The organism is Pseudomonas sp. GW821-FHT02A08 (assembly GCF_059422045.1).
Genome location: NZ_JBWKWD010000064.1, coordinates 1 through 15,652, shown reverse-complemented (window position 1 = coordinate 15,652; position 15,652 = coordinate 1). Strand labels below are relative to the sequence as shown.

At 60.1% G+C, this 15,652-nt stretch carries 16 protein-coding genes; 10 read left to right on the top strand and 6 right to left on the bottom strand.

All coding sequences use genetic code 11. The features are described from left to right. Window positions 1-268: 268 nt before the first annotated feature. Window positions 269-1,243 carry an FAD:protein FMN transferase gene (locus AC07W4_RS27080; RefSeq protein ID WP_495034630.1) on the top strand — a complete coding sequence of 325 codons (975 nt, stop codon included), beginning with the start codon at window positions 269-271 and terminating at the stop codon, window positions 1,241-1,243. 207 nt (window positions 1,244-1,450) lie between these two features. Beyond that, window positions 1,451-2,845 (top strand): Si-specific NAD(P)(+) transhydrogenase, encoded by a 1,395-nt coding sequence (gene sthA, locus AC07W4_RS27075; RefSeq protein WP_007984277.1) that lies wholly within the window; start codon window positions 1,451-1,453, stop codon window positions 2,843-2,845. A 42-nt stretch (window positions 2,846-2,887) separates the two neighbouring features. Here sthA and AC07W4_RS27070 read toward each other — a convergent pair whose 3' ends face one another. Beyond that, window positions 2,888-3,610, bottom strand: a complete 723-nt coding sequence (locus AC07W4_RS27070) for a glycerophosphodiester phosphodiesterase (RefSeq protein WP_008053339.1) — start codon at window positions 3,608-3,610, stop codon at window positions 2,888-2,890. Window positions 3,611-3,624: 14 nt separating this feature from the next. After that, window positions 3,625-4,206: a PilZ domain-containing protein gene (locus tag AC07W4_RS27065; RefSeq protein WP_495034629.1), complete on the bottom strand. Its 582-nt coding sequence runs from the start codon at window positions 4,204-4,206 to the stop codon at window positions 3,625-3,627. A gap of 94 nt (window positions 4,207-4,300) precedes the next feature. Here AC07W4_RS27065 and AC07W4_RS27060 point away from each other — a divergent pair, with 94 nt between their 5' ends. From AC07W4_RS27060 to AC07W4_RS27050, 3 genes are all read left to right on the top strand, one after another. Next, the gene (locus AC07W4_RS27060; protein ID WP_008053336.1) at window positions 4,301-5,551 is read left to right on the top strand and encodes a lipoprotein-releasing ABC transporter permease subunit; all 1,251 of its coding nucleotides are present in this window, start codon (window positions 4,301-4,303) and stop codon (window positions 5,549-5,551) included. A gap of 7 nt (window positions 5,552-5,558) precedes the next feature. Continuing rightward, window positions 5,559-6,242, top strand: coding sequence for a lipoprotein-releasing ABC transporter ATP-binding protein LolD (lolD, locus tag AC07W4_RS27055; RefSeq protein ID WP_173677889.1), 684 nt, complete (start codon window positions 5,559-5,561; stop codon window positions 6,240-6,242). 63 nt (window positions 6,243-6,305) lie between these two features. Next, a complete protein-coding gene (locus tag AC07W4_RS27050; RefSeq protein WP_008053334.1) occupies window positions 6,306-7,550 on the top strand; it encodes a lipoprotein-releasing ABC transporter permease subunit in 1,245 nt (414 codons plus the stop codon). A 139-nt stretch (window positions 7,551-7,689) separates the two neighbouring features. Here the strand turns inward: AC07W4_RS27050 and AC07W4_RS27045 are convergent, their stop codons facing one another. After that, window positions 7,690-9,039 (bottom strand): heavy metal sensor histidine kinase, encoded by a 1,350-nt coding sequence (locus tag AC07W4_RS27045; protein WP_495034628.1) that lies wholly within the window; start codon window positions 9,037-9,039, stop codon window positions 7,690-7,692. Continuing rightward, the gene (locus AC07W4_RS27040; protein WP_008053332.1) at window positions 9,039-9,719 is read right to left on the bottom strand and encodes a heavy metal response regulator transcription factor; all 681 of its coding nucleotides are present in this window, start codon (window positions 9,717-9,719) and stop codon (window positions 9,039-9,041) included. Before AC07W4_RS27040 ends, AC07W4_RS27045 begins: the two co-directional genes overlap by 1 nt. Window positions 9,720-9,874: 155 nt before the next feature. On the opposite strand from AC07W4_RS27040, the gene copI reads away from it, so the two are divergent. Then, a complete protein-coding gene (gene copI / locus AC07W4_RS27035) occupies window positions 9,875-10,411 on the top strand; it encodes a copper-resistant cuproprotein CopI (protein WP_495034627.1) in 537 nt (178 codons plus the stop codon). Window positions 10,412-10,472: 61 nt separating this feature from the next. Further along, window positions 10,473-11,303, top strand: a complete 831-nt coding sequence (gene queF / locus AC07W4_RS27030; protein WP_008053329.1) for an NADPH-dependent 7-cyano-7-deazaguanine reductase QueF — start codon at window positions 10,473-10,475, stop codon at window positions 11,301-11,303. Between the two features lie 171 nt (window positions 11,304-11,474). Here queF and AC07W4_RS27025 read toward each other — a convergent pair whose 3' ends face one another. Together AC07W4_RS27025 and pcrP are read right to left on the bottom strand one after the other, a co-directional pair. Next, the gene (locus AC07W4_RS27025; RefSeq protein WP_008053327.1) at window positions 11,475-11,738 is read right to left on the bottom strand and encodes a DUF4404 family protein; all 264 of its coding nucleotides are present in this window, start codon (window positions 11,736-11,738) and stop codon (window positions 11,475-11,477) included. A 121-nt stretch (window positions 11,739-11,859) separates the two neighbouring features. Beyond that, a complete protein-coding gene (pcrP, locus tag AC07W4_RS27020; protein ID WP_495034626.1) occupies window positions 11,860-12,480 on the bottom strand; it encodes an HAD superfamily inactivated hydrolase PcrP in 621 nt (206 codons plus the stop codon). A 200-nt stretch (window positions 12,481-12,680) separates the two neighbouring features. Between pcrP and AC07W4_RS27015 the strand changes: the two genes are divergently transcribed. The 3 genes from AC07W4_RS27015 to rssC all read left to right on the top strand — a co-directional run bounded on the left by AC07W4_RS27015 (window position 12,681) and on the right by rssC (window position 15,425). Next, the gene (locus tag AC07W4_RS27015) at window positions 12,681-13,370 is read left to right on the top strand and encodes an MlaA family lipoprotein (protein ID WP_495034625.1); all 690 of its coding nucleotides are present in this window, start codon (window positions 12,681-12,683) and stop codon (window positions 13,368-13,370) included. 391 nt (window positions 13,371-13,761) lie between these two features. Continuing rightward, a complete protein-coding gene (gene rssB / locus AC07W4_RS27010; protein ID WP_032829882.1) occupies window positions 13,762-14,943 on the top strand; it encodes a two-component system response regulator RssB in 1,182 nt (393 codons plus the stop codon). After that, on the top strand, window positions 14,943-15,425 hold the full coding sequence (gene rssC, locus AC07W4_RS27005) for an anti-sigma factor antagonist RssC (RefSeq protein ID WP_008053323.1): 483 nt from the start codon (window positions 14,943-14,945) through the stop codon (window positions 15,423-15,425). Before rssB ends, rssC begins: the two co-directional genes overlap by 1 nt. Window positions 15,426-15,652: the final 227 nt, after the last annotated feature.

The following is a 15,652-nucleotide window of genomic DNA, read 5'->3' as shown; positions in this document are numbered from 1 at the left end:
TGGTTTTACGACTGCTTCGCAGCCGAACGCAGCCTCGCGGGCTCGGCAGCTGCTACAAAGGGTGTCGCGGCTGAAATGGCTTAAATGGCTGGCATTAGGCTGCGCGGTTCTCCAGGCGGCACGCGTCATCATTCGCGTCCTTCGCGGGCAAGCCCGCTCCTACAGAGGTGGCGCATAATGGCGTGCCATGGCGTTGTGTCAGGGGAATCGTCGGGAGAGGCAGTATTTGTTGATCAAGTGGCGGATCATTTTCTTTGTGCTGTTCGGCATGTTGGCGGCCTGCGGCAACAGCGACACTCTGGAAACCTTCGGCGGCCCGACCATGGGCAGCACTTATTCGATCAAGTATGTGCGCCATGCCGGTCTTCCGGCGCCGGACGAAGTTCGTGTCCAGGTCGAGCAAATCCTCGCTGACGTCGATCGGCAAATGTCGACCTACCGCAGCGACTCGGACATCGAGCGCTTCAACGCATTGCCGGCCAGCGGCTGTCAGGCAATGCCGACGTCGATCCTCGAACTGGTCCGCGTGGGCGAGCAACTGTCAGGGCAAAGCGACGGTTCCTACGATCTGACGGTGGAACCATTGCTCAATCTCTGGGGATTTGGTCCGCAGGCCCGTGGGGAAAAAGTCCCGACCGCCGAAGCGCTCGCCGAAGCCCGCAAGCGCGTCGGTCATGAACACTTGCGTATCGATGGCGACCGGTTGTGCAAGGACGCCGCCGTCGAGGTCGACTTCAACAGCATCGCCGCCGGTTATGCGGTGGACACGATTGCCGCAAGACTCGAGACGATGGGCATTCATGACTATATCGCCGAGGCCACGGGAGAGCTCAAGGCGTCCGGCAAGAAGGCTGACGGCTCGCCGTGGCGCATTGCCCTGGAAGAGCCTCGGGATGACCGGCAGGTCGCCGAGCGGGTTATTGCTGTCGACGGCTATGGCCTGTCCACTTCCGGCGACTACCGGAATTATTTCGAGCAGGACGGGCAGCGTTTTTCCCACACCTTCGATGCGCGCAACGGTTCTCCTGTCTCGCACACACTGGCATCCGTCACGGTGATTCATCCTTCTGCGTTGATGGCCGATGGCCTATCGACGCTGTTGCTGATTCTCGGCCCGGAGCGCGGTTGGGACTACGCAGAAAAACATGATATCGGCGCATTTTTTGTGATTCGTGCCGATAAAGGTTTCGTCACACGCAGCAGCCACGCCTTTGAACGCCTCAGTGGCAAAAAAACCGAGTGATTGCGGCAATTTGAGCATTGAAAACTGGCGTTCTAGTGCAGGCAAAAGTAGCCTACGACGCGACCAAGGGTTAATGTGCGCGGCGTTGACGCTTCTATAGACTGTGTCCGGGTTCTGCACTGACCCCAAATTGTTCCTTCATGCCACGCATTGGCGTGATTTAGCCGCCGGTGCCGAGGGTGCCGCGGCCTGTTCTGAGGAGTACGCATGGCTGTCTACAACTACGACGTGGTGGTGTTGGGTTCCGGCCCGGCGGGGGAAGGCGCGGCAATGAACGCCGCCAAGGCAGGGCGCAAGGTGGCGATGGTCGATAGCCGTCGCCAGGTCGGCGGCAACTGCACTCACTTGGGCACCATCCCGTCCAAGGCACTGCGTCACTCGGTGCGGCAGATCATGCAGTTCAACACCAACCCGATGTTCCGGGCCATCGGTGAGCCGCGCTGGTTCTCGTTCCCGGACGTGTTGAAAAGCGCCGAGAAAGTCATCTCCAAACAAGTCGCTTCGCGTACCGGCTACTACGCCCGTAACCGCGTCGACGTGTTCTTCGGCACCGGCAGCTTCGCCGACGAGCAAACCATCGAGGTGGTCTGCGCCAACGGCGTGGTCGAAAAACTGGTGGCCAAGCACATCATCATCGCCACCGGTTCGCGTCCTTATCGCCCGGCGGACATCGATTTCCACCACCCGCGCATCTACGATAGCGACACCATCCTCAGCCTCGGCCACACCCCGCGCAAACTCATCGTCTACGGCGCCGGCGTGATCGGTTGCGAATACGCCTCGATCTTCAGTGGCCTGGGTGTATTGGTCGAACTGGTGGACAACCGCGGCCAGCTGCTGAGCTTCCTCGACTCGGAAATTTCCCAGGCGTTGAGCTATCACTTCAGCAACAACAACATCACGGTTCGCCACAACGAAGACTACGACCGCGTCGAAGGCGTGGACAATGGCGTGATCCTGCACCTCAAGTCCGGCAAGAAGATCAAGGCCGACGCCTTGCTCTGGTGCAACGGCCGTACCGGCAACACCGATCAGCTGGGTCTGGAAAACATCGGCGTGAAGGTCAACAGCCGTGGCCAGATCGAAGTCGACGAGGCGTACCGCACCTGCGTGCCGAACATCTACGGCGCCGGTGACGTGATCGGCTGGCCGAGCCTGGCCAGTGCCGCCCACGACCAAGGGCGTTCGGCCGCCGGCAGCATCGTCGATAACGGTAGCTGGCGCTTTGTGAATGACGTGCCGACCGGCATCTACACCATTCCGGAGATCAGCTCGATCGGCAAGAACGAGCAGGAACTGACCCAGGCCAAGGTGCCGTACGAAGTGGGCAAGGCCTTCTTCAAGAGCATGGCGCGGGCGCAGATCGCCGGCGAGCCGCAAGGCATGCTGAAGATCCTGTTCCACCGCGAAACCCTGGAAGTACTGGGCGTTCACTGTTTCGGTTATCAGGCGTCGGAGATCGTGCACATCGGTCAGGCGATCATGAACCAGCCGGGCGAACTGAACACGTTGAAGTACTTCGTCAACACCACGTTCAACTACCCGACCATGGCCGAAGCCTATCGGGTAGCCGCGTACGACGGCCTCAACCGGCTTTTTTGACGGGCTCCGGCCGGTGGCCTGAGCCGGCCGGGGAGACCGATTTCAGCAATTCTCGAGCGTGGCGGTGGCCAAACCGGGAAAGTCTGTAATCAGGCTGTCAACGCCGAAGTCGGCGAGTCTGCGCATCAGTGCGGGCTCGTTGACGGTCCACACCGACACATGCAGCCCCTGACGCTGCGCCCTTTGCAGGCGTTCCGGCGTGCACAGGGTCCAGTTCAGCGCCAGAATCTCACAGCCATAGCTGGCCGCGACCTTCAGCGGGTCGAGCCAGGCATACTCGGCCACCAGCCCGCGGGATACGTCCGGCACCAGTTCCAGCGCAGCCTTGAGCACTTCACGGGAGCTTGAGGTGATGGTCACCTTGTCCATCAGGCCATGACGCTGCACCATCTCGCGAATCGCCAGCACGGTGGTTGCCGCACGCATCCTTGATGCGCTTTTGACTTCCAGTTGCCAGTGATCGAAGTCGCATTTCTCGAACAGTTCTTCCAGCGTCGGAATCGGGCACGGCTTGATCCAGCCCGGGCCACCCTTGCGTGCGTCATAGGTCACAAGTTCGGCCGCCGTGTGTTCCACTACCTTGCCGCGACGGTCCGTGGTGCGTTTGAGGGTCGGGTCGTGGATGACCATCAATTCGCCGTCCATGGACAGGTGCAGGTCCAGTTCGCAGCGACGCACGCCGTGCTTGAGACATTGCTGAAAGCTGGTCAGGGTGTTTTCCGGTGCTTCGCCCTTGGCGCCGCGATGGCCGTAGATGAGGGTCACGGTTCTTCCTTAAATTAATTGCCTGATTCGAGATGTTCGCGGGCCAGGCGTCGTTCCTGGGCCTGCTTTTGCAAGATGTGGCGGGCCAGCAGTTGGCGCTGGGCGTCGGTCGGGTGTTCGAACTCGGTACCGATGTCATGGCCGTCGCCCTTGCGGTCGCAATGGGTGACGCGGGCACGCAGCAGCAGGCCCAGTGCTTGCGGCATCAGCACCAGCTTGACCGACAGGCGTGCGCCGACGGCAAGGGGTGAGGGATGCTGAAAGTCGATGCCGCCTTCGGAGATGATCACCGGCTGCGGTTCGCCGATCTGCCCGAGTACTGTCAGAGCGACGACCTGACTCAGCAAATCGATGCGTTTGTTCTGGGATTTGAGAAATGCGGCGGTCGTGCGGTCGCGTTCGCTGATCTGGCGCAACAGGTGTTGCGACTCGAATTCGCTCAGGTGCAGTTCGCTGAGCAAGTTGAAGAGTGGGGAAGCATCCTGCAACACTTCCTGGCCTGCGGCTTCAGAAGCGGACAGGGGCCGAATTTCCAGTGCGATCGTATCCTCGATACGGTAGTATTCGCGGCGATCTTCTTCATCTAATGTCGACATGGCGAACCCATGGTAGCGGCGGTGGTCTGAGTGTAAAGCTGGTTATCGACCCCCGCCACAAGGACGTTCCTTTTCCCTCCGAACAAGCCCCGACATGTTCAGACCTCTCTTCGTATTTATCGGCACGCGTTACACCCGTGCAAAGCGTCGCAATCATTTTGTGTCATTCATTTCCCTGACTTCGATGATCGGGCTCGCCCTTGGCGTGGTCGTGATGATCGTGGTGCTGTCGGTGATGAACGGCTTCGATCATGAGATGCGCACCCGCGTGCTGGGCATGGTGCCCCACGCGACCATCGAGTCCGGCGAAGCAATCAGCGATTGGCAAAGCCTGGCCGCCAAGGTCAAGCAGAACCCGCAAGTGACGGCCGTGGCGCCGTTTACGCAAATGCAGGGTTTGCTGACCAACAACGGCAAGGTCTCGAAAGTGCTGCTCAACGCCATCGACCCGGCCCAAGAGCGCCAGGTGTCTATCATCGATCAATTCATGACCCAGGGAAAACTCGACGATCTGGTGCCGGGCGAGTTCGGCATCGTCATCGGCGACAAGGCCGCGGCCAAGCTCGGCGCGGCCATCGGCGACAAGCTGACGTTCGTCGCGCCGGAAGTCACCGTGACCCCGGCCGGGATGTTCCCGCGCATGAAGCGCTTTACCGTGGTCGGCATCTTCCATGTCGGCGCCGGTGAACTCGATGGCTATCTTGGCGTCACCAACCTGCAGGATCTGGCCCGGCTGCACCGCTGGAAACCGGATCAGGTCCAGGGCCTGCGCCTGAAGTTCGACGATCTGTTCCAGGCACCGCGCACCGCGTGGAGCATCGCCCGCGATCTCGGCGAGGACCGCTTCTACGCCCGCGACTGGACCCGTACCCACGGCAACCTGTACCAGGCTATCCGCATGGAAAAAGCCATGATTGGCCTGTTGCTGCTGCTGATCGTTGCCGTCGCTGCGTTCAACATCATTTCCACGCTGGTGATGGTGGTGAACGACAAGAAGGGCGATATCGCGATTCTGCGCACGCTGGGCGCCACGCCGGGCACGATCATGCGTACGTTCATGGTGCAGGGCACCGTCATTGGCGTAGTTGGCACAGTGATCGGCGCCGTGGTCGGGATCTTCGCCGCGTTGAACGTCAGTGCCGCGATCTCGGCCCTCGAAGGCCTGATCGGGCACAAGTTCCTCAACGCCGATGTGTACTTCATCGATTACCTGCCGTCGCAGGTGCAGAGCCAGGACGTCGTAATGGTCTGCTCCGCGGCGTTGGTCCTTAGTTTCCTCGCCACCCTGTATCCAGCCTGGCGTGCCGCGCGCACCCAGCCTGCGGAGGCGCTACGTTATGAGTGAGTCGGGCATGAGCGATAAAGCAATCTTGAGCTGCCGCAGCCTGGGCAAGTCCTACGAGGAAGGCCCTGAATCGGTGGAAGTGTTGGCCGGCCTGCAACTGGAGTTGCACCCGGGAGAACGTGTGGCAATTGTCGGCAAGTCGGGCTCGGGCAAAAGTACCTTGCTCAATCTGCTGGGCGGCCTCGATACACCGACCAAGGGCAGCGTCTGGCTCGATGGTGAAGAACTGTCGGCACTGAGCGAGAAGAAACGCGGCCTGCTGCGTAATCGCGCCCTCGGCTTCGTGTACCAGTTCCACCACCTGCTGCCGGAATTCACCGCCCTGGAAAACGTCTGCATGCCGCTGCTGATCGGCAAGACCGCGATCCCCGAAGCGCGTCAGCGTGCCACGGCGTTGCTGGAGCGGGTAGGGCTGGGCCATCGCCTGGAGCACAAACCGGCCGAATTGTCCGGTGGTGAGCGTCAGCGTGTGGCCATCGCCCGTGCCCTGGTGAACAATCCGGGCCTGGTGATGCTCGACGAGCCGACCGGCAACCTCGATTCTCACACCGCCCAGGGGATCCAGGACTTGATGCTGGAGCTCAGCACCTCGATGCGCACGGCGTTCCTGGTGGTGACCCACGACATGAACCTGGCCCGCCAGATGGATCGCGTCCTGCACTTGCAGGAAGGTTGCCTCACTCCTATCTGATTGGCTGAAACCCGATGTCTGAAAAGGCGTCGGGTCATTTATTTCCATACGGTGCCCCAGCGAATGTTCAGACCGTTATCGATCTTTATCGGCACGCGCTATACCCGCGCCAAGCGCCGCAATCGCTTTGTTTCCTTTATCTCGATGACCTCGATGATCGGTCTCGCCCTCGGCGTACTGGCGATGATCGTGGTGCTGTCGGTGATGAACGGCTTTCAGCGCGAAATGAGCTCGCGCATCCTCGGCATGGTGCCCCATGCCACCATCGTCGGCGTCAACCCGATTGACGACTGGAAGCCCGTGGCAGCGGCGGCAATGAAAAACCCGGAAGTGACGGCGGCGGTGCCGTTCACCGAGATGGAAGGCATGCTGTCCTATAAGGGCACGATGCAGCCTATCCAGGTCAGTGGTGTCGATCCGGCGCTGGAAGGCCAGGTGTCGATTGTCGCCAAGCACATCGTTCAGGGCAGCCTCGAAGCCCTGAAACCGGGCGAGTTCGGCGTGGTGATCGGTGAGATCACGGCGCGCCGCTTCCGCTTGAACGTCGGCGACAAGATCACCCTGATCGTGCCGGAGGTCAGCAATGCGCCGGGCGGCATCACCCCGCGCATGCAACGGCTGAATGTGGTCGGCGTGTTCAAGGTCGGCGCCGAACTGGACGGCACCATGGCGCTGATCCACATGGCCGATGCCGCGCAGATGCAGCACTGGGAGCCGAATCAGGTGCAGAGCGTGCGCCTGGCGGTGAAGGATCTGTATGCCGCGCCGCAAGTGTCGAGCGACATCGCCACGGGGCTGGGCGCAGCCTACAAGGCTGACGACTGGACCCACACCCAGGGCAGCCTGTTCAGCGCGATGAAGATGGAAAAAACCATGATCGGCCTGCTGTTGCTGATGATCGTCGCGGTGGCGGCATTCAACATCATCGCGACTCTGATCATGGTGGTGAACGATAAGGGCGCGGACATCGCGATCCTGCGTACCATCGGCGCCACGCCACGGCAGATCATGGCGATCTTCGTGGTGCAGGGCACGGTGATCGGCATCGTCGGCACCTTGATTGGTGGTGTGTTGGGCGTGATTGCCGCGCTGAACGTCAGCCAGATCGTGGGCTGGATCGAGCGGGTCAGCGGGCAGCACATCTTCAGTTCCGACGTGTATTTCGTCAGCAACCTGCCGTCCGAACTGCAAGGCGCAGATGTGGCGCTGATCTGCACGGCCGGCTTTGTCATGAGCTTCCTGGCCACGGTTTATCCGGCCTGGCGGGCGGCGAAGATCGAGCCGGCTCATGCGTTGCGGTATTCGTAAGCCGTTACACCGCTTTCGCGAGCAAGCCCGCTCCCACAGGGATCTGCGTCGTACACAGATTATGTGAACGCCACAAAACACTGTGGGAGTGGCGGTGCGACGATTCGACTTGCCCGCGAAGGGGTCGGAACTGCCGGCCTCAATCCCCCCTTGGCAACTCGATCACAAACCGCGTCCACCCATTCTCCGATTCGCAACGAATCTGCCCGCCATGGGCACGGATGATTGACTGGGTGATCGCCAGCCCCAATCCGGCATGTTCGCTACTGCCTTCACGACGCGCCGGATCGGCCCGGTAAAACCGGTCAAAAAGGCGCGGCAATAGATCTTCGGCAATCTGTTGGCCCGTATTTTCAACGCTCAGGCGCAACTCTTTTGCCTGATCGACGATTCGCACCCGAACCTCGCCATCGACCGGCGTGAACCGCAGTGCGTTGTCCAGCAGGTTCGACAGCGCCCGCCGTAACATGCTGCGGTCGCCTTCGATGTGGGCATTGCCGTCACGGCTCAGTTTTACCTGCGCGTCTTCGGCCAGCGGCGCAAAAAACTCCAGTAGCAGATCCGCTTCCTCCGCCAGTTCCAGTGGCTCGCATTTGGGCATTAACAAGCCGTGATCGGCTTTCGCCAGATAGAGCATGTCGTTGACCAGTTGCGCCATCCATTGCAGTTCTTCGAGGTTGCTGTGCAGGGCTTCGCGGTAGTCCTCGATGGGGCGAGGGCGGGTGAGGGTGACCTGGGTGTGGGTCAGCAGGTTCGACAATGGCGTGCGCAGTTCATGGGCAATGTCGGCGGAGAACGCGGACAGACGCTGAAACGAGTCGTCGAGGCGTCCGAGCATGGCGTTGAAGTTGTGGGCCATTTCCGCCAGTTCCAGCGGCATGTTTTCTTCAGGCAGCCGCGAGTTCAGTGACTGAGCGGAAACACCGCTGGCCACCGCACTGATCCGCCGCAACGGGCGCAGGCCGCTGCGGGCCGCCCAGGCGCCCAGCAGCGCGGTGGCCAGGGCTGACAGGCCGACGGTCAGCCAGATCAAATGCTGCATGCGTTGCAGGAAGTGCTGGTGGTGGGTGATGTCCAGCAGCAGGGTCAGTTGCGGTGACTCGGGTTTGTCCACGAAAAGCGGTGCATTCAGCACCCGGTAATCCATGCCTTCATGGCTCACCGTCGACAATCCGGGCTGGCGCGGCAATGCCTGGGGAATGTTGGTCGAGCTGTCATACCAGCGCTGGCCGTCGCTGCCGGTGATTCGCAGGGACAGGTCAGCCTGCCGGCTCAATTCCTCGGCCAGTTTCACCTCGCTATCACTCGACTGAAGGTCGTGCAGGGCCCGACGCAAGCCAATCAGCTTGCCGTCCAGCAGTTGCTGGTCGAGTTCAACAAAGTGCGCCTCACTGGCGCGGCTGAACAGCACCCCGGCGAACAGCGACACCACAGCGGTGCACGCGGCAAACAGTAGAGCCAGGCGGGTGCTCAAGGAGAGGCGGCGCATCAGGCGGGGCGCTCTTCAAGGACGTAGCCCATGCCGCGCACGGTATGAATCAGCTTGTTGGGGAATTCATCGTCGATCTTCAGCCGCAGGCGACGGATCGCCACCTCGATGACATTGGTGTCGCTGTCGAAATTCATGTCCCAGACCTGGGACGCAATCAGCGATTTGGGCAGGACTTCGCCCTGGCGGCGCAGAAGCATTTCCAGCAGGGCGAATTCCTTGGCGGTCAGGTCGATGCGCTGGCCGCTGCGTTCGACCCGGCGACGGATCAGGTCCAGGCGCAAATCGGCCAATTGCAGGCTGGTTTCCTGGGGCGTGGCGCTGCCGCGACGCAACAGGCTGCGGACCCGGGCCAACAGTTCGGAGAAGGCAAATGGCTTGACCAGATAGTCATCGGCGCCCAGTTCGAGGCCGTGAACCCTGTCCTCCACGGCGTCACGGGCGGTCAGAAAAAGTACCGGCGTGTCCAGGCCGGCGCTGCGCACTGCTTGCAGAATCTGCCAGCCATCACGACCGGGCAGCATCACATCGAGAATCAGCAGGGCATATTCGCCGCTGAGGGCCAATTGCTGGCCGGTAGTGCCATCGGCCACCAGTTCGGTGTTGAAGCCGGCCTCGGCCAGGCCCTGGCGCAGGTAATGGCCGGTTTTCGGTTGGTCTTCGACGATCAGCAGTTTCATGGGCGACTCTTGGCAAGTGGAACGAACGCTTTATACCGTGGGAAGCATTGGCACAGGGCAACCTGTCAAAGTTGTAATCTGGCTGTCAGGTTGCGGGCAGTGCCGGCAGTTTAGAGTTTTACGCACGCTGAGCCTTATCTTGTTGGAGTATGACAATGTTTTTACGCAAATCCGTGGCGCAAATCCTGTGTTTGCTGGCGCTGAGTTCGCCGGTGTGGGCCGATTCGGGGTATAGCTACGATTTCGGTCAACCGGCCCCGGCGGCCAAGGCGAACCGCAGCATTGAGGTAGTGATGGGTGATATGTCCTTCACACCTGAGGCCATCGACATCAAGGCCGGGGAAACCGTGCGCTTCGTGCTGGTCAATAAAGGCCGGCTGTTGCATGAATTCAACCTGGGGGATGCGGCGATGCACGCCAAACACCAGCAGGAAATGTTGCAGATGCAACAGAGCGGCATGCTGTCGCCCACCGGCATGAAGGCAATGGATCACGGCGACATGGCCGGCATGGATCACAGCAAAATGGACCATGGCATGAAGCATGACGACCCCAATAGCGTGCTGGTGGAGCCGGGCAAGACCGCCGAGCTGACCTGGGCCTTCAGCAAGGCCACCAGCCTTGAGTTTGCCTGCAACATCCCCGGTCATTACCAGGCCGGCATGGTCGGCAAACTGACTGTCAGTCAGTAAGCACTCAAAGGCGGGAGCAAAGGCTGATAGAATCCGCTGATTCTTCAGTCAGGTTTCCGCCATGCATCCCGCAGCCGAACACTCGCCGCTGGGCAAGTCCAGCGAATACATCGCCACCTACACGCCGTCCTTGCTGTTCCCGATCCCGCGCACCGTGAAGTGGGCGGAACTGGGCCTGACGGCGCAAACACTGCCGTATAAAGGCGTGGACTTCTGGAATTGCTTCGAGCTGTCCTGGCTGTTGCCTTCGGGCAAGCCGGTGGTGGCGATCGGCGAATTCAGCATTCCGGCGGATTCGCCGAACATCATCGAGTCGAAGTCGTTCAAGCTGTACCTCAACTCCCTGAACCAGACGCCGTTTGTCGATACCGCGAGCCTTGAGGCGACGCTGGCCAAGGACTTGTCAGCGGCTGCCGGCAAGCCGGTGGGCGTACGTATTCGCAGCCTCAAGGATGTGGAGAGTGAAGGCGTCGTGGCTTTGCCGGGCGTGTGCATCGATGAGCTGGATATCAGTGTCAGCAATTACGAGCATCCACGGCCGGAACTGCTGCGTTGCGATGATTCGCGCATTGTCGAGGAGAGCGTGCACAGCCATTTGCTCAAGTCCAACTGCCCGGTCACCAGCCAGCCGGACTGGGGCAGTGTGGCGGTGGAGTACCGTGGCGCGGCGCTGGATCACGCGAGCCTGCTCGAGTACATCGTCAGCTTCCGCCAGCACTCGGACTTCCATGAACAGTGCGTAGAGCGCATCTTCCTTGACCTGCAGCGGTTGCTCAAGCCGGAGAAACTGACGGTGTATGCGCGTTATGTGCGCCGTGGCGGGCTGGATATCAACCCGTATCGCAGCACTGAAGAGGTGCAGCTGCCGAACCACCGCCTGGTCCGCCAATGAAGATCTAATGTGGGAGCGGGCTTGCTCGCGAAAGCGGTGGGTCAGTCAACATCATCGTTGAATGTGAAGCCGCCTTCGCGAGCAAGCCCGCTCCCACAGGGGATTGCGTTTCAGATCGTGGAAATTAAAAAGTCCCGCCATCGCCAGCGGGTTTTTTTGCATCTGGAGGGTTCAGATTCCCATGTTGGCCAAGGCCTGCCCGATGTTGCGCAGGGTGCCGGCAAGGGTAGGGTGTTCGAGCTCGAATCGTTCCACGGCCAGGTTGACGCCGTCGGCAAGGCTGGAATCCTGGGTTTTGGTTTCAAGCTCAAGCTTCAATTCAATCTGCTGCATGAGCTCGTGCAGCTCGGCGCGTTCTGCTTCAGACAATGGAGGATTCTGTTCCAATTGCTCGCGCAGGGCATTGAGCTGTTCTTGCAGTTCGCGGGCAGGCATAGCGTTCTTCCTTCTATCGATAGGCACTGGCATAGACCATGGCGGCACGCCAAGGCGGCGCGCCAAAGGTCGATGGCTATCTTTAGATTAATCCACTCGCGGCCAATGTGCATGATCTCGGTCAGGGCTTTTCGCCCTTGAGCCGACGCAAGCTGATATCCGCCAGGCAGGTGTCGAGTTCACCGAGGTGATCGATCACCGAATGCACGCCCAGACCGAACAGTTGCATCGTCGCCTTGGCGCGTTTGATGTCCCGCTCTTGCGAGGTCAACGCTTGCCATTGCTCGGGTGCCAGCCCGCACAGCGAGCCGCAGGACGCCAGGCCGATGGTCCACAACCCGGCATTGAGCCCCGCTTGCAGCAAACGGGGTTCGCCGCTCACCAGCACACAGCCGTCGAGTCGCTCGACGTTCAGGGTCATCAAGGCTTGCCAGCAGGCATTCGGGGCGGGCCATGGTTGGTTTGTTGCTGGATGTTGCGAGGGTTTGATCCATTCCGGCAGCGCAGCGGCCAGGGAATGGCTGAGGGCAGGGGGCAGTTCATCGAGCCACGCGCAGGGGATTTGCTGGCGCTGCAAGCTGCGCAGGCTATCCAGTGCGCCGGGTGTGGCCTCGGCGTGTTCGGCCGAGTGACTGCCGTGCCGGTGCGTGTGCGCGCCGAAATCCACCAGGCAGCCACTGAGGCCGAACAGTACGGCGGTCAGGCAGGGTGCGGTTTGGGGCAAGGCTTCGGCGAGCGGCATGTGGACGTCCCTGAAATAGTCTGAAGGCTAGTGGGCGACGGTGACAGTTGAATGACATGGATGTGAATCGCTCACATTTGGCACGATTCCTTCTGTGTGGAACTCGTGCAAAGTGCGTTAAATGGCGTTTACGTCTTATACTTGCCAGCTTATTGCCCGGGCCAAGTGCCCGAGCCGGTACAAACCAAGGAGTTTTTTCTATGCGCTGGAGCAATCATCTAGCCAGGATTTGTGTATTTGCCAGTGCGATGCTGGTTCCGTTCGTTGCCCAGGCAGCCACGGAAGAGGATCCTTGGGAAAGCGTCAACCGCCCGATTTACAAGTTCAACGACGTGATCGACACCTACGCGCTCAAACCGCTGGCCCAGGGCTACCAGTACGTGGCGCCGCAGTTTGTCGAAGACGGCGTTCACAACTTCTTCCAGAACATCGGTGATGTGCGCAACCTGGCCAACGATATCCTGCAGGCCAAACCTCGCGCCGCAGGCGTTGATACCGCGCGGATCATTTTCAATACCACCTTCGGCTTGCTGGGCGTCATCGATGTCGGCACCAAAATGGGCCTGCAGCGCAATGACGAAGACTTCGGTCAGACGCTGGGCTACTGGGGTGTCGGCAGCGGCCCTTACGTGATGCTGCCGCTGCTGGGGCCAAGCACCTTGCGTGATGCGCCGTCCAAGTACGTCGACAGCTATACCGGTGCTTATCGATACGTGAACGACGTGCCGGTGCGTAACTCGTTCTACGCACTGGACATCGTCGATACCCGTGCCAACCTGCTGTCGAGCGAGAAGCTGATCACCGGCGACAAGTACACCTTCATCCGTAATGCGTACTTGCAGAACCGTGAATTCAAGGTGAAAGACGGTCAGGTCGAAGACGATTTCTGATCTCGACCGGTAAACTGAAAAAGGCGGCCATCAAGGCCGCCTTTTTTTTCTGTGAAGACCCCCGCACGCGGATGAAATAGCGCTTTTCGCTGTAGTCCCGAGCGGTTTGACTCATGGGTTCGAACCTTCCATTGGGTTACGGATTTGCCTGTTCTTATAACTCTCGGTGATTTGACAAATAAAGACGTCAAGCGACCATCGGCGTGAGCTTGAAACACCCCGCGGATGGGAGTACCGTCTGCGCCTTAGAAGGGCACCTCTGGTGTACACGTGTGTAGGGCAAATGCCCGAAAGCGGTGCGACAGAGAGGCTAGAAAGCGAATCCAGTAGTCAGCGCCGGGCCAAAGTCCCCGCCTGCTACGCCAACCTAATTCTGGCGCCGTTTGCCCACATGCCAAAAACCAGTGCCACGCTGCTGATAATCGATGATGACGAAGTAGTGCGCGCGAGCCTCGCCGCCTATTTGGAAGACAGTGGTTTCAGCGTCTTGCAGGCCAGCAATGGTCAGCAGGGTCTTCAGGTATTCGAGCAAGACAAGCCCGACTTGGTCATCTGCGATCTGCGCATGCCGCAGATGGGCGGACTCGAACTCATTCGCCAGGTGACCGAGCTGTCGCCGCAAACCCCGGTGATCGTGGTGTCGGGTGCCGGCGTGATGAATGACGCGGTCGAAGCCCTGCGCCTGGGCGCGGCGGACTACCTGATCAAGCCTCTCGAAGATCTGGCCGTGCTCGAGCACTCCGTGCGCCGGGCCCTGGATCGTGCGCGCCTGCTGCTGGAGAACCAGCGCTACCGCGAGAAGCTGGAGAAGGCCAACCGCGAGCTCGAAGCCAGCCTGAACCTGCTCCAGGAGGACCAGAACGCCGGTCGCCAGGTGCAGATGAACATGCTGCCGGTCAGCCCCTGGACCATCGACGAGTTCAAGTTTGCTCACCAGATCATCCCGTCGCTGTACCTGTCGGGTGATTTCGTCGACTACTTCCGGGTCGACGAGCGCCGGGTCGCCTTTTACCTGGCGGATGTTTCCGGTCACGGCGCCTCTTCAGCCTTCGTCACCGTGCTGTTGAAGTTCATGACCACGCGCCTGCTGTTCGAATCCAAGCGCAGCGGCACCTTGCCGGAATTCAAGCCTTCAGAGGTTCTTGGTCATATCAACCGGGGCCTGATCAGTTGTAAGCTGGGAAAACACGTCACAATGGTCGGTGGAGTCATCGACGAGGAGACAGGTTTGTTGACCTATAGCATCGGCGGTCATCTGCCGTTGCCAGTGTTGTACACGCCAGACAGTGTTCGTTATCTGGAAGGGCGTGGTCTGCCGGTGGGCCTCTTCAACGAAGCCACCTACGAAGACCATGTGCTGGAACTGCCACCGACGTTCAGCCTGACGCTGATGTCTGATGGCATTCTGGATCTTTTGCCAGAACCCACACTCAAAGAAAAAGAGGCGGCGTTGCCCCAACGGGTCAAGGCTGCGGGCGGCACCCTGGATGGGTTGCGGCAGGTTTTTGGATTGGCCACGCTAGGGGAGATGCCGGATGATATCGCCCTGTTGGTGTTGAGCAGGAATCTTTGATGAGTACCGGTAGAATCCAGTTCGCCGAGCAGGATGGCACCTTCGTCCTGAAGTTCGTCGGTGAAGTTCGCCTGACCCTGTGTTCGGCGTTGGATGCGACTATTGAGCGGATCTTCAGCGCGTTGAATTTCAACACGATCGTGATCGATCTGACCGAAACCCGCAGCATCGACAGCACCACGCTTGGCCTGCTGGCCAAGCTGTCGATCCTGTCGCGGCAGAAGGTCGGCCTGCTGCCGACCGTCGTCACCACCCACGAGGACATCACGCGGCTGCTGCAGTCCATGGGCTTCGAGCAGGTGTTCAACATCGTTGACAAGCCGGTGCCGTGCCCGGAATGCCTGGACGATCTGCCAGACCAGGATCAGTCCGAAGAAGTGGTGCGGATCAAGGTGCTCGAAGCGCACAAGATCCTCATGGGCCTGAACGACACCAATCGTGAAGCCTTTCATGACCTGGTGAATGCGCTGGAGCGCAATTGATCCCCTGAAGTGATGTGGCCTTGGCTGGCTAAACACAGATTCGCCATTCACCACAATCCACTGTGGGATCGCCGCACCGCCGCTCCCACATTGGTTTTGCACTGAGCGCACGATTCGGTTTCAACCCACAATCCCTGTGAATGCGAGACTGTGTCTAGTCCTGAAATAGGTTTACACCTGTTTCACCCCAACGCCCGATGCACCGCATCGGGCGTTTTGTATTTCAA

Coding starts and splice junctions, on each gene's coding strand:
- AC07W4_RS27080 (WP_495034630.1), top strand. CDS start 269: ATGTTGGCGGCCTGCGGCAACAGCGACACTCTGGAAACCTTCGGCGGC.
- sthA (WP_007984277.1), top strand. CDS start 1,451: ATGGCTGTCTACAACTACGACGTGGTGGTGTTGGGTTCCGGCCCGGCG.
- AC07W4_RS27065 (WP_495034629.1), bottom strand. CDS start 4,206: ATGTCGACATTAGATGAAGAAGATCGCCGCGAATACTACCGTATCGAG.
- AC07W4_RS27060 (WP_008053336.1), top strand. CDS start 4,301: ATGTTCAGACCTCTCTTCGTATTTATCGGCACGCGTTACACCCGTGCA.
- lolD (WP_173677889.1), top strand. CDS start 5,559: ATGAGCGATAAAGCAATCTTGAGCTGCCGCAGCCTGGGCAAGTCCTAC.
- AC07W4_RS27050 (WP_008053334.1), top strand. CDS start 6,306: ATGTTCAGACCGTTATCGATCTTTATCGGCACGCGCTATACCCGCGCC.
- AC07W4_RS27045 (WP_495034628.1), bottom strand. CDS start 9,039: ATGCGCCGCCTCTCCTTGAGCACCCGCCTGGCTCTACTGTTTGCCGCG.
- AC07W4_RS27040 (WP_008053332.1), bottom strand. CDS start 9,719: ATGAAACTGCTGATCGTCGAAGACCAACCGAAAACCGGCCATTACCTG.
- copI (WP_495034627.1), top strand. CDS start 9,875: ATGTTTTTACGCAAATCCGTGGCGCAAATCCTGTGTTTGCTGGCGCTG.
- queF (WP_008053329.1), top strand. CDS start 10,473: ATGCATCCCGCAGCCGAACACTCGCCGCTGGGCAAGTCCAGCGAATAC.
- AC07W4_RS27025 (WP_008053327.1), bottom strand. CDS start 11,738: ATGCCTGCCCGCGAACTGCAAGAACAGCTCAATGCCCTGCGCGAGCAA.
- pcrP (WP_495034626.1), bottom strand. CDS start 12,480: ATGCCGCTCGCCGAAGCCTTGCCCCAAACCGCACCCTGCCTGACCGCC.
- AC07W4_RS27015 (WP_495034625.1), top strand. CDS start 12,681: ATGCGCTGGAGCAATCATCTAGCCAGGATTTGTGTATTTGCCAGTGCG.
- rssB (WP_032829882.1), top strand. CDS start 13,762: ATGCCAAAAACCAGTGCCACGCTGCTGATAATCGATGATGACGAAGTA.
- rssC (WP_008053323.1), top strand. CDS start 14,943: ATGAGTACCGGTAGAATCCAGTTCGCCGAGCAGGATGGCACCTTCGTC.